Source organism: Microvirga soli (assembly GCF_016734765.1).
Classification (GTDB): Bacteria; Pseudomonadota; Alphaproteobacteria; order Rhizobiales; family Beijerinckiaceae; genus Microvirga; species Microvirga soli.
Genome location: NZ_JAERQE010000012.1, coordinates 46,174 through 58,981 on the forward strand (window position 1 = coordinate 46,174; position 12,808 = coordinate 58,981).

General features: G+C 58.8%; 12 protein-coding genes. 4 read left to right on the top strand and 8 right to left on the bottom strand.

Annotated elements, in window-relative coordinates:
- The first annotated feature begins 11 nt into the window (after nt 1–11).
- Nucleotides 12–530, top strand: coding sequence for a copper chaperone PCu(A)C (locus JKL45_RS12620; protein ID WP_201861490.1), 519 nt, complete (start codon nt 12–14; stop codon nt 528–530).
- Nucleotides 531–3,351: 2,821 nt separating this feature from the next.
- Here JKL45_RS12620 and JKL45_RS12625 read toward each other — a convergent pair.
- Genes JKL45_RS12625 through JKL45_RS12635 form a run of 3 tightly spaced genes read right to left on the bottom strand, consistent with a single transcriptional unit; the run spans nt 3,352 to nt 5,560 of the window.
- Nucleotides 3,352–4,251 carry an HpcH/HpaI aldolase/citrate lyase family protein gene (locus tag JKL45_RS12625; RefSeq protein WP_201861491.1) on the bottom strand — a complete coding sequence of 300 codons (900 nt, stop codon included), beginning with the start codon at nt 4,249–4,251 and terminating at the stop codon, nt 3,352–3,354.
- Nucleotides 4,251–4,730: a MaoC family dehydratase gene (locus JKL45_RS12630; protein ID WP_201861492.1), complete on the bottom strand. Its 480-nt coding sequence runs from the start codon at nt 4,728–4,730 to the stop codon at nt 4,251–4,253. The genes JKL45_RS12625 and JKL45_RS12630 overlap by 1 nt, the downstream gene beginning before the upstream one ends.
- Before the next feature lie 56 nt (nt 4,731–4,786).
- Nucleotides 4,787–5,560 (bottom strand): NAD kinase, encoded by a 774-nt coding sequence (locus tag JKL45_RS12635; protein WP_201861493.1) that lies wholly within the window; start codon nt 5,558–5,560, stop codon nt 4,787–4,789.
- A gap of 49 nt (nt 5,561–5,609) precedes the next feature.
- On the opposite strand from JKL45_RS12635, the gene cutA reads away from it, so the two are divergent.
- Nucleotides 5,610–5,939 (top strand): divalent-cation tolerance protein CutA, encoded by a 330-nt coding sequence (gene cutA, locus JKL45_RS12640; protein ID WP_201861494.1) that lies wholly within the window; start codon nt 5,610–5,612, stop codon nt 5,937–5,939.
- Here cutA and JKL45_RS12645 read toward each other — a convergent pair.
- The gene (locus tag JKL45_RS12645) at nt 5,936–6,922 is read right to left on the bottom strand and encodes an MBL fold metallo-hydrolase (RefSeq protein WP_201861495.1); all 987 of its coding nucleotides are present in this window, start codon (nt 6,920–6,922) and stop codon (nt 5,936–5,938) included. The two genes, cutA and JKL45_RS12645, sit on opposite strands and share 4 nt — an antisense overlap.
- A 99-nt stretch (nt 6,923–7,021) precedes the next feature.
- The gene (locus tag JKL45_RS12650; RefSeq protein WP_201861496.1) at nt 7,022–7,819 is read right to left on the bottom strand and encodes a TrmH family RNA methyltransferase; all 798 of its coding nucleotides are present in this window, start codon (nt 7,817–7,819) and stop codon (nt 7,022–7,024) included.
- A 165-nt stretch (nt 7,820–7,984) separates the two neighbouring features.
- On the opposite strand from JKL45_RS12650, the gene JKL45_RS12655 reads away from it, so the two are divergent.
- Nucleotides 7,985–8,161: a hypothetical protein gene (locus JKL45_RS12655; protein WP_201861497.1), complete on the top strand. Its 177-nt coding sequence runs from the start codon at nt 7,985–7,987 to the stop codon at nt 8,159–8,161.
- Nucleotides 8,162–8,879: 718 nt separating this feature from the next.
- Complete coding sequence (locus tag JKL45_RS12660) at nt 8,880–9,140, top strand: HNH endonuclease signature motif containing protein (RefSeq protein ID WP_201861498.1); 261 nt, start codon at nt 8,880–8,882, stop codon at nt 9,138–9,140.
- A 740-nt stretch (nt 9,141–9,880) separates the two neighbouring features.
- Here JKL45_RS12660 and JKL45_RS12665 read toward each other — a convergent pair.
- The 3 genes from JKL45_RS12665 to JKL45_RS12675 all read right to left on the bottom strand — a co-directional run bounded on the left by JKL45_RS12665 (nt 9,881) and on the right by JKL45_RS12675 (nt 12,130).
- Nucleotides 9,881–10,186 carry a hypothetical protein gene (locus tag JKL45_RS12665; RefSeq protein WP_201861499.1) on the bottom strand — a complete coding sequence of 102 codons (306 nt, stop codon included), beginning with the start codon at nt 10,184–10,186 and terminating at the stop codon, nt 9,881–9,883.
- A gap of 119 nt (nt 10,187–10,305) precedes the next feature.
- On the bottom strand, nt 10,306–10,830 hold the full coding sequence (gene rnhA, locus JKL45_RS12670) for a ribonuclease HI (protein ID WP_312896954.1): 525 nt from the start codon (nt 10,828–10,830) through the stop codon (nt 10,306–10,308).
- Nucleotides 10,831–11,866: 1,036 nt separating this feature from the next.
- Complete coding sequence (locus tag JKL45_RS12675) at nt 11,867–12,130, bottom strand: hypothetical protein (protein ID WP_201861500.1); 264 nt, start codon at nt 12,128–12,130, stop codon at nt 11,867–11,869.
- Nucleotides 12,131–12,808: the final 678 nt, after the last annotated feature.

The window sequence follows — 12,808 nt, forward strand, 5'->3', positions numbered from 1 at the left end:
GAGAGCATATCATGAAAACTATCTTTTCTGCCGTTGTAGGCGCCGTCCTCCTGGGCGCCGTGGCCGGCATAAACATCCGGCATGCCTCCGCCCAAACGGCAGAGCCCCCCACCTACCGCATCGGTTCCATCGTGATCGAGGTGCCCTGGTCGAGAGAGGCGCCTGGAGGGGTCAAACGGGCCGTTGGCTACATGCGCATCACCAACACAGGGCAGCAGGCGGACAGGTTGCTGGGCGGCACGGCAGCCGAAACGGGACGCCTCGAGATTCATCAATCCGTCACCTCTGACGGATTCACTCGCATGCAAGCTGTGGCGGAAGGTCTTGTGATTGACCCGGGAGAAACGGTGGAGCTGAAGCCAGGTGCCGTGCACGCGATGCTCGTAGATCTGCACCGAGGACCAAAGGCCGGTGAAATCATCAAGGGCACGCTCGTGTTCGAGAAGGCCGGTATTGTGGAAATTGAGTACCAGATCGGCCGCGCCGGTGTCCGAAACGCGCCGACGGCAGCCGCGGGCCACCACCACTGATGCTGGAAGGTCGTTACCACGTGACTTACATCGCGGCTGGTTCCAGGCCTGAGAAAGCCGTAATTCAAAAAGGGCAGGGCGGCTTTCCAGAGACCAAGCGACCGGCTCTCACCTAACTCTCCTGCAACATCCCAACCCATGAAGTTCCATGCGCAGGAGAAGCCGATCTAGGGACGATGTTGCAGATATCAGGCCGTTGATGGAAAGCATTCAGGCGAGCGGCGCCGTGTCCTAGCGCTAGATGCGGCAGCCCTGATCGCGCAGGGATCAGGACATCCAACGATGGTGAGTGGGGCGCTGTGCAGGTTCAGCGGGTGGTGGGGCGAGCAATGTGAGCTGCTGGCGACAGGGCCGCGTCAGGCTCAACCCCGCGCTCGGCTCTGGTTCTCAGGAGGGCCAGAAGAAGGCCTGCCATGAGGCACAAGAGGCTCCCTCCAAACGGGGCTCCGAGCAGCGCTATGAGTATCCCGGAGGGCAAGAGTATCGCAAATGTAGCGAACCCGCCCAGTAGGGCCGCAACCAATAACAAAGCCATACTGTCCTCTGCCTGTAGAGACGACCACTATGAGGTAACTCTTTCTCGGCTGTCCAGTTCAAAACACGGAGCAGCCTTGTAGCTAAGCTCTGGCGAATTGCCGCTGGGTTTACACGTCAAGGGCAGCAGGCCGGCCGGGCAGAAATCTACAGCCACTCACGTGATACGAATTACGAGGCAAGAAGAAAGCTCAATCGGAAGCGGTCTGGACGGGCTTAGGTCTAGGGGGCGATCAAGGCCTGTCAGAGATGCTCCATGTGCGTCAGGACCATTCCCGATTAGTCTCATCGAAGTCCGCTGGCGGGGCCAGGGTGATGCTGCCGAGCGAGGCGAGAGCCGACTTCCCCTGATATGAATCAACTGTTTGCTGGCCATCCTCGCTACGAAGCCACGCCTGAGCGCTGGCACGAGAAGAAAACTCGGCCACATGGACCTTCGGAGTGAGCTTCCCGCAAATGGGAATGACGACCCGCCATCGTCTCTTAATTTCCAGAACGTAAGCAGGTGGGTGATTTTGCCTCTTCATAAGGCCCTCCGAGTTCAGTCGGAGAAATCAAAGTGCGCTGATCCGCATTTCCAGAGGGTTAACTGGCGACTGGTTAACGTTACCACGACAGACGAGCAGGTCAGCGTTTACGAATTGATAACCATACTGCCGCAGCTTGCGCCCTACCCGGAGCAGATCGGCCGATGGCTTGCGCGCTATTCGCCGCTCTCTCCAAGCGACACTGCCTTTTGATTTCAGCGGGGTTCCAGTTCATGGAAATCAAGTGGATGTTGACCCAAGAGGATGCTCAACCCAAGCCGGACTTTACAGCGTTCGACGGCATCAAAGTCATCGGACGGGTGTGCCAGATTGAGGACGGGCCCGTCCGAGGGTTATGGCTTTGGACGATCACCGTTGCCGAGTCTGCATCGCCCTCTGAGCAACTAACCTGCGGCAGAGCAACTGAGGGCGGGAAAGCGGGGCGCTGTCTAATCGAAGCGTATCATGCGCTCCTTACGCGGCAACCGTTTGATCGACAACTTTTTGCGTGCCCCTCCGTTCGGGCATAGGGCGCAAAAAGCTCATGAGCAGCAACCGTCGATACAGTGAGGTTGCCTGTAGCGACCTCGCCATCGTCTTCAAATCGGAGTTTCTGCTGACAATCATGGGGTAGGCTCTCAATGTGCTTGGTTCAAACTTCGATCACGCCAACAGTCGAACACGCCACAATTCAAGCCGGAGGATAAGCCGTTTTCGGCTGCGTCTCAGGTTCGTTCCGGAGGGGGGCCTTCACAAAATCTCAGAAACGACCTTATGACCTGTCATCAATGCAGAGGAAACGGCGCGTCCTGATCGTGACCATAGACACTACTGTGCTCATATGCCCTCTTACGGCCGAAACCCAATGCGCCTTTGGGACGGGAATCTACAGGAACGTCCTGAACCCTCACCCTGAGATCGCATTTCATAGCCGGGATAGCGGATCAATCACGCGAAAGGCAGGACGGGCAACGCTTACGTCTGCGGTAGCTCAATGAATCTCGAATGGTTTTTACGGGTGCCCGTCGGGATTGGGCCGACAGTTCAAAATGCGCAAAGCAACGAAAGTACTGCATCCAGTGTCGTCGTGCACTTGAACTCATCTTTCTTTCCTTATTCCATAAGGTGTGTTCCCCGGAACATAGCAAGCTTGGCCGCGTTCCTCCCTTCGGAAACAAGGGAGACCTGCAATGGGCCGTCGACTCATGGGTGCTTTCGCTGGCTTGAGCTTCTCAGCCTGTTCCATGGCTGGTCCAATGGGTACATACGCGGCAGACCTCATCGAAAGGTATGACAGGGTGGTGCCGCAGGCCAAGGCTTACCGCATGGATCGTCGCCTGTGCGTTGACGAGCATGGTCCCGATGCCCCGCCTTATGGGTACGGCTGCATGGATCACTGGATCAAAGTGAGGAACACCCATGAAGTGATCCAGGATAATGGATCTGGCTATACGATAACAACAGAGACCATCCGTCGCCGATATCCTCCACAAGTCTATGCCCCACCCTATGAAGTGCCAAGTCTATACGAAGGTTACTATGCAGGCTTCGGGCAGAGGTGATCTCGCATCTGATTGCGCTAACCACACGTCGGCTTGACGTCATGTCTACGAGAGAATCGGACGAGACGTGGAGTCCAGTGAGGTCAGCCTCTCGGTAATCCTGGCGCTGTCTCGAAGCTGCCGGTGGTGCGTCTACTGAAAGGCGCGACGCTTGCAGCAAGACGAGCGCAACATGGATCCGGCCCTCCATATGCTCCCTCAACCCGAGAGCCCGGGCGAGCCAATTGAGTGCTCGCCGGCACGCCTTAGGAGCCGCTCGGCACGCAGCAGGTGAGGCCGATCCAGCATCTCGCCGTTGACACCGACAACGCCTGCTCCGGGATTGGCTTTGAAGGCCTCGATCACCGCTAGGGCTCGTTCGACCGCCTCCTGCGACGGTGTGAAGGCTTCGTTGATAACCGGTACCTGGGCCGGATGGATCGCCATCTTGGCCACGAAGCCGTCGCGCCGTGCCTCGCGGCATTCGGTTTCCAGGCCCGCCATATCGCGGTAGTTGGTGAAGACGGAATCAACAGCATCAACACCGGCCGCCGTGGCGCCCAGCAGGGTGAGGGAGCGGGCGAGACGGTAAGGGTCCGTGTACCCGCCATCCGCATCGCGGTTCGTTTCGGCGCCGAGATCAGCCGACAGATCCTCGCCGCCCCAGGTGAGGCCCATAAGCCGGTGGCTCGCTCCCGCGAAGGAGCCGAGCGCAAAGACGCCGGCGGCATTCTCCGTCGCGATGGCGAGAATGCGGGTGACGCCATCCTCCAAGCCGGACTCGGCCTCGCGCACAGCGAGTTTGGCGCCGAGATGCGCTACGTCGGCGCCGCCGATCGTCTTCGGCAGAACGACTCCATCAGGACCGGATCGCATGACGCTGTCGAGATCTGCGTCGATGAGGCCGGTAGTCAAGCCGTTGACGCGTACAAAAAGGCGCGGGCGCTCAACCTTCGTGCGATGCTCGTCGAGAAACTCCGCCGTGACGCGGCGTGCTTCTTCCTTGGCGGAGAGGGCCACCGAATCCTCAAGATCGATGAGCAGGACATCGGCTCCGGAAGTCAGGCCTTTCTCAAGCTTCCTGGCGCTGTCGCCCGGCACGAAGAGAAGGGAGCGCATCAGGCGCTCCTCTTGCGCATGAAGGCCTGACGGCGGCACTCGGCAACGAGAGTGCCGTCCTGCTTGTAAGCCCGGTGAATGAACTCCACGATGCCGGCGTCAGAGCGCGACTTCGACTCGCGCTTGGCGACGATCTCCGTCGTGGCATTGATCGTATCGCCCTCGAACAGCGGGGCCGGGAACTTCACGTCCGTCATGCCGAGATTGGCAATGGTCGTGCCGACTGTCGTGTCATTGACGGAGATGCCGATGAGCAGGCCGAGGGTGAACAGGGAATTCATGAGCGGCTTGCCCCATTCCGTCTCCGTGGCGCAGAAATGCGCATCGATATGGAGCGGCTGCGGGTTCAGCGTCATGTTGGAGAACAGCATGTTGTCCATCTGCGTCACCGTCCGGGTCAGGCGGTGATGGATGGTGGTGCCGATGGTGAAATCCTCGAAATAGAGGCCGCCTCTTGGATGCCTGTTGTCATCGTTCATGATGGTGACCTCTGATTCTTAAGCCAGCACGTTGAAGCCCGCGCCTTCTGTCATCGTCAATAGCCGAACTGCTCCCGCAGGATACGCTCGTCGAGGCTGTGGCCCGGATCGTGCAGCATCACGAGATCCACGCTGCGGTCCATGGAGACATCGACCCGAGAGACGTTACGGAATTCGGTGTGGTCGGCGACCGCGCTCACCGGGCGGTTTCCGGGCTCCAGAACCTCGATCTGGATTTTGGCGTAATCCGGAAGCAGGGCGCCACGCCAGCGCCGCGGGCGGAAGGCGGAGATCGGCGTAAGGGCAAGCAGCGGGGCGTTCAGTGGCAGGATCGGCCCGCCAACGGAGAGATTGTACGCAGTCGACCCAGCAGGGGTTGCGACCAGGATGCCGTCCGCGCTGAGTTCAGGGATGCGCACCCGGTTGTCGACGCTCAGCCGCAGCTTGCCGGCCTGATAGGTCTGGCGCAGCATGGAGACTTCGTTGATGGCCCTCGCCGTGTGTGCCACCCCGTGGACATCCCAGGCCACCATCAGCAGCGGGTGAACCACACTCCGTCCGGCCGCTTCGAGCCGGTCGAACAGGTCCTCTTCCCGGAAGTCATTCATCAGGAAGCCGACGGTACCCTTGTTCATGCCGTAGATGGGCTTGGCGGTGCCCATGAACCGGTGAAGGCTCTGCAGCATGAGGCCGTCGCCGCCGAGGGCTACGATCACGTCGGCCTGCTCGGGCGCAACATTTGTGTAACGATCCTGCAGCACTTGCAGCGCGCTTTGTGCGTCAGGTGCTGCGCTGGCTACGAATGCGATGTTGTTGAAACGACGGGCCATGCCCAGTTACCCTCGCTGCGTCCTATAGGATGCGGAGGAAAGGCATAGCATGGATCGCCCGCTACTCGTCTATACGACCTTTCCCAATGTGGACATCGCGCTGTCGATCGGGGAGGGGCTGGTCCGAGACCGGTTGATTGCGTGCATCAACGTGCTGCCGGGAATGAGGTCGGTCTATGCCTGGAAGGGCGCCGTCGAGCATGGGCAGGAGGCGGTTGCCATCCTGAAGACCGGCAAGGGCCTTCAGGATCAGGTGCACCAGGCGCTGAAGGAGCGCCATCCTTATGAGACGCCGGTCGTTCTCTTCATCGAGCCGACCGGCGGAGATGCGGCCACCCTGGAGTGGCTTCTTGCGGAAACAGCCGCAGGCCTGTCTTAGACCGCCGGGCTCCACTGAACGGGCACGAAGCGGAAGCTGTTGCCCTCCTTGGCGATGTGACCCGTTCCCGGGAAGGGAGCGTGGTAGAAGGCAACCTGTGCCCGCTCCGAGGCGGCCATATCCAGCAGCCGGCGGCGCGTGGCGCGGGCCTGGTCCGCATCCATGTCGAAGACCGCCGACCAATCGGGATTGCGCACGAACAGAGCTGGGTGGTTCGTGGTGTCCGACATGATCATCAGCTTGCCGTTGCCGGAGGAGAGCATGTAGACCGTGTGACCGGGTGTGTGTCCCGGAGCTGCCACGGCGGTCAGGCCCGGCACGACCTCTTTGTCCATCTCATACCGCTTTACGTTATTGGCGATGGGGCCAAAGACCCGGCGGGCGCCCTGGAAGGCGCCCTTCATGCCTTCGGGCGCCTGATTCATGCGCGCATCGTCCATCCAGAAGGTCCACTCAGCAGCCGGAACCATCACTTCGGCATTCGGGAAGACGGCGGTGCCATCCTTCAGGCGCAGGCCGTTGATGTGGTCGCCGTGGAAGTGACTGATCACGACCGTGTTCACCTGGGCCGGATCGAACCCGGCGGCGCGGAAATTTGCCATCCAGCGGCCTGAGGTCGGCGCACCCATGTCGCCGTTGCCGGTGTCGATCAGGGTCAGGCGGCCGCCGTTGTTGAGCACGAGCGTATTGAAGGTGATCGGCAACGCGTTGCCAGGCAGAAACGCCTCCTGCATGGCCTGCTGTACCTGGGACAATTCAGCATTGCGAACGAAGCCTTCGAGGGGGCGTTGCGCGAAACCGTCATTGATCGCCGTCACCTCGATGTCGCCGACCTTATAACGATAGAAGCCCGGCGCCTGACCCGAACCCGCCCCCTGGGGGGGAGCCGACGAGGAAGGAGTGGTCTGAGCCAGGGCAGGCCCGACAATTGGAGTGGCGGCGAGAGCGGTGGTGGCAAGAATGGTGCGGCGTGTGATGGTCATGAGCGTCTCCAGGCATGAGAGCAAAAGCCTAGAACGGCCACGCTTACAGGCAAGGGCGTGGCCTTTCACAAGTCAGCGAGCGGGACAGGGTCTTAACCCTTATTTGCTCCGGGTTAGATGGTGCAGGGCAATGCCACTGGTGGTGGCGACGTTGAGGGAGTCGAAGCCGCCGCTCATCGGGATGGACACTGTCCGGGTCCGGACCATGAGATCCGGTGGCAGGCCAGGGCCCTCCGCCCCCAGGAGCAGGGCTGTGCGCCGGGCGGGCTGGACCTCAGAGAGGGCCTCAGTGCCGGAGGGGGAAAGGGCAATCACCTCGAAGGAGGCCTCCTCCAGCGCCTGCACCAAGGCATCGGTCGCGGGAACACGCGTGAAGGGAACCACCAAGGCTCCGCCGACCGAAACGCGAACCGCTTTGCGGTAGAGCGGGTCGCAGGTCTCCTGATCGAGCAGGACCGCATCTGCCCCAAAGGCGGCCGCATTCCGGAAGATTCCGCCCACATTGTCGTGGTTGGCAAGGCCGACCATCACGACCACAAGGGCTTTCTCCGGCAGACTCGCCAGGAGAGCTTCGACCGAAGGCAGCACCGGTCGCTTGGCGACCGCGAGAATGCCTCGATGAATTGGAAAGCCCACAATTGCATCCATCACCTGCCGGTTTGCCACGTAGACAGGCACCTCGGATGACAAGGAGTGGAGGGCATCGCTCAGGCCCTCTACGCGTCCTTCGCTTAGAAGCAGCGATTCGACGTCGAAGCGGGACTGCCTCAGCAGCACCCTCAGGACCACCTCGCCTTCCGCGATGAAGCGATGCTGGCGGCCCAGAAGATCCCGCTCTTTCACGGCCCGATATGGTTCAATTCGCAGGTCGTCAGGATCCGTGATGGCGATCAGCATGGGGTCTTGTCGTAGCGTCGGACTGTTTTCAGCATCCCGCTTGTCTAATGCCGGATCTCGGCTTTGCCTATGCATGGTGTTCGCGCGGAACAACAGGTTTGCATACCGGTTAGCCCTGCAAGCACAGTCAGGGCCGTCCCAAGGCGGCCCTGCATAAGGAGCAGGATGATGTGGGATATAGCCGATGGTTGGGTCTGGGCATTGGTGATCATCGGCGGCCCGTTGCTGATCGGCATCTTCATGGCCGTTGCCAGCAGCCGGCGCCGCAGACTTAACCGAACCGAGCAGAAGATCTCCGACGAGGTCGCACACAAGAATTGGGGTAAGGAGCAGATTCGCTAGAAGCTTGGCATTTAATCCCTGGTGAGGCTCCCACTGGAACCGCCCGGCGCCAAGGCTGTAAATGTGCTGCTCAATCGACTATGCGCCGTTCCGGCCTTGGGTGCACCAGATGGCTGTCGCACCCATGTGCAATTTCGCGGGACAGCCGGGTAGCGATGATTCCAGCAATGATGCCAGAGGCAGCTGCCGCTGAGCCCATCACTTTGAGCAGGAATACCTCCACGAGTGCCTCCAGCCATAGCGCGAGGCAGCCTAGGCGAGATCATGGAGAACCGCCTCCTGGGAAGACGGGCTAACCCCAGCGGGCAGCAAGGGCCCCGAAAGAGCAGGAAGTGGCGGCTGAGCAGGGCCTTAATCGTCAATGAAGCACAGAGCCCCAACGGCCTGCTGAGGCTGTTCTCAAAGCAATCGCCATTTCAAGGATGTTGGAATGGTGCCGGTGGAGAGGATCGAAAACTCCGCTCGACAAGCATAATCTTTCAGAAACAACGACTTAGGAAGCGTCTTGCCTCTCAATGTGTGAGACTTCTGTGTGAGAATGTCAAGCCGTCCAGAGGCTTCTAGGATATGGGGCTTTAGTTAACCATCTAAGTCCTTGCCAAAAGCGAGGATTCCTAAAGCCAAGCTATTGATTCCTAGGGAGAACAAAAGTAGAATTGTTGTTGGTCGAATCAGTTTTTCAAATTCGGCTGATAGTAACTTAGGAGTACAGAAGATTATGGCTGATAAGTTCTTTGTCTGGATGCATGGTATCGAAGTGTTTGGCCTCGATAAAAACGAGTGGCGTCATGATGAGTTCGGAAACCTGATCCGGTTTTCCGAGTATGGTAATCGCCAGTCTTCCTATGGATGGGAGATCGACCACAGACACCCCAAAGCCCTCGGCGGTAGCGGCCTTCTCTCAAACCTTCGGCCTCTCCATCACCGCGCTAACTCCACGATGGGCGGCATTCTTGGCGGTATCCTGAGCCGAGTCTAATCAATCTCCATGAAAGAAGCCCCGGCAAGTTCGTGCTCGCCGGGGTCATCATCGGGTCAGTTCGCGGGATCGGACATCAATAAAGAGCCTAAAGACATGGACTGGGTCATCTTCGCCCGGGCGACCGTCCCAAGCGCCTCGATCGCGACTAACGACGGCAAAAAGCTTTGGCCTCAGCGTCCAACTGGTCTTGTGCGCTCCACGCAGCGGTACCCGATAGGGCACTGAGGGTTGTCTGCGGTGGGTACCCAAGCAGGATCTGGCACCTCACCCAAGACACACCGGCCATATCCAGCGACGTAGCGGTCGTATGTTAAGGGACCAGTATTGAGAACGATTGCACCTTGGCTGGCTACCAGTGCTCGTGCCCCATTGCAGGACATCCGTAAAGTCAGAGGGTTGCTCTGGGCCAATGCACTGAAACTCATGCTTACAAGAGCTATAGCCGAGTAGATCACCTTTACAGGTTTCATTGCGACCCTCACTAGCGAGTGCGTCTAGGCGAAGCTCAAGGTCATATAGTGCAGACTAGAGGAAGGTGGACCCGGAGCCTTGCGGTTGAAGTGCGCTCCCACACTGTTGAAGGGTTTCAGTTGCCTTCGTTCTCTTCGCAAAAACAAACGCCCCAGCCGGGGAGGGGGCTATCCTCGGCTAGGGCGCTAGGAGTGTCTGAGGCACTGCCTCGGGTTGGTATGCAACGCGCCCAGTGGCCTGTCCTATGGGACTTCCAAGGTTGATATTCAGTTCTGGCGTCGTGCTCGATTGGCGGCATCTGAAGGGGAAGCGTGGTGCTGGGCACGTAATTCCTCAACGGCATTTTGGAGAGGCAGTCGCCTTTCCTGGTGGCGAGTTTGGATGTCCTGCCTGACAGCCTCCTTCAGGTCTTCCTCAGCGCCACTCTTGTCGAGCCATTCCAACTCACGAGCGGTTCGCATGTCCATGCACTCAAGAGCGTTTAAGAGAGTATGCAATCTCTCCTCAATGTCCGGTGCAATGATCGGCGTGTTGGTCTCGTATTCCCCCTGAAGCGTTCTGTTATAGTTCATGATAGTTCCCGCCATCGTAGAGGCTTCTACATATAGCCTACATTGATTAGGGAGTATTAGGACATGCTGCTCGTGCAGTGAGCAATACTCAAAACGCAATCTACTACTTCATGGTTATTCTAAGATCGGGCGGCTTGCTGGGCCTCGCCATTGGCTAGACTGTCCACCCTCTCATTCTCAGGGTGACCTGCGTGACCCTTCACCCACTTCCAAACGATCTTCCGGCCCGCCATAGCGGCGACCATCTGCATCCATAGGTCCTGGTTCAGCACAGGCTTGCCGTCTGCCTTACGCCACCCTTTGGCCATCCACCCACGCAGCCACTCGGTCGCGCCTTTGATCACGTATTGGCTGTCGCTATGGATCACGATGGAGAGACCCTGAGGGACAGCCTCAAGCGCCTTGATGGCGGCTGTCATCTCCATCTTGTTATTCGTCGTGGCTCGCTCGCGGCCAACAATGATCTGCTCTTCTCCAGCAACGGTAACGACGGCTGCGTAACCGCCAAGACTGTCAGGCGACCTCAGAGGCGCTCTCTTGGGGAGGGTTGCACTTATAGACGGCCAGCGTTGGTTGATAGGGTTCAAGCACCTGCCAGCCGAGAAATGTCGCCAGTGACGAGACGGTGACGCTGCAAATGGCAACTAGAACGGGAGTCTCTGCTCCAGCTTAGGCGGTCTGATCAACATCCGATGCAGATGCTCCTCGTCGTTCGCTTTAGCATCTCGTCGCGAGTGCGTTGTACAGCCTCTGCCCTCTTCCGCTGGACCTCAGCCATTGCCGCACCCTCCTCGGCGCTCAGTGCCTTTGCAGCGGCAGTTTCAGGGGCTAGGACCTTGGCTGCTTGCCCTTGAGCCAGTGCGGCTTGGGACGCAAAAGTCAGAGCAAGGAAAGAGGCGGCTGTAAGGAGGTGCATGGTTCGCTCGCTTGAAGAGGTTTGTGTCTTTAGCGTATCACGTTCCATGCAGTCTCAAGGGGCACTTTCGGTCAATGATTGTAACCTCAATGGGTCGCAGAGCCTCCCTAAGGAGCAGCTAAAGGCGTGCCAAAAGGTCGAACACCTTATAGATAGCTTCGGTGCTCTATCCCCACTCTCCACAATCTCTCCATCACCCCATCGACGGACCTACGGCCTCTATGAGACGTTCCCTTTCCGTTCTCATGGAGATTCGCCGTGCCAATACGGAAGCGGAAGCTGACCACAGAGCAGGTTCTGGAAGCTCGCCTCAGGTTCGCCTCGGGTGAACGCGAGTGGGGCAAACTCTCCCGTGACTATGGCGTCAGCAGAGGGGTAATCAAAAGTGCCGTGATGGGAGAGACCTTCAAAGAGCTTCCTATGCCACCCAAGAGGGCTCTGCATGACCGTCCGTTCCCCTATGGCTAGACCACGTCGGAATCCACGAAGGGCTTATGATGAGAACGGCAAGGAAATCCAACCTGTAACAGTTGCCTCTAGTCGAGCATCGGGTTTGCATACGGTGGCTGTCTTCTGTGAAGCAAGAGGCTGCCACCACGATGCTGTTGTCTCAATCGACGGTTGGCCAGATGATTTGCCCGTGCCTGATATGGCTCTTCGCCTTCGCTGCTCAAAGTGCGGAGGGAAAAGCATCAAAGTGATGATCAACGTGAAGGAGCTATACGCGACAGCTCATGGGGCGGGGTATCAGCGATGAGAGGGCCTCACTGCGGCTTTGACGCATCTGCTTGGATGGTCGCCAGAACAATCGCGGAGGCTTGAGCCAAGGCGTATCTCTCCCCGTCTGTGAAAGTTGAGATGTCCATGCTGCCAACCCGAGGAGCGCCGCTGAGCGCCTGTTGAGAGAATTCGACGAGGGCTTTCTTGGCGAACCTCTGACCATCCTCCGAGCCCATCTCGACGAGCATCTTTGAGACACTCTGGGACAGGTCGGCAGACACCAACTCAACGAGAGCGCTGTGATCCATCGTTCTTATTCCTTGCTATGCGTTGACCTTGGCCAGTTTCATTCAAAGCAAGGCTAGGATGAGGCAGCTATTCTTGAGACAAGCTTAAAGGCCGGACGATACTGCTACAGACAGGCGTTTGCTGCCGCGCGAGGTCCGAGTCCCTCCGGCTAAGAAGTTGCCGCTGGTGACGGGACGGCGACACGGGAAAGGGCATCTTAGAGCTAGGCGGGAACCGAACCGCAGCAATCGCGTTATTGGGGATTGTTGTGTCAGGGGTAGCCCGTGTCCAAGCAGTTGACTTCAGCCATCGACCTAGGGCTTCTGACCACCGCAATCGCAGCCGCGACCGTCGCCCTGACCATCTGCGTTCAACTCCCATAGCCAGATATGAGAAGGGGCCGCACATGGCAGCCCCGGCGGATCTAATGCTCTAGAGCGGAGTTATCCCCACGGCGAGAGCCCTTCATGATGTCTCTAAGTGAATGTTGAGAGCCTCAGGTCCGCGAACCTCCTGGGGCTCTCTTCATGTCTGGGATCAGCCAGCCTTCCGCTCAGGCACACGGCTCCAGATCCAGCCCTGCTTAGGGTTCCAGAAGGCTTCCCACTTGTTGGTCCCGAAGAACAGCCCAAGGCCATCAACGATAAAGAACTTAGAATTGGTACGGATCTCGATAGTCACTGGCAGACGCTACTGAT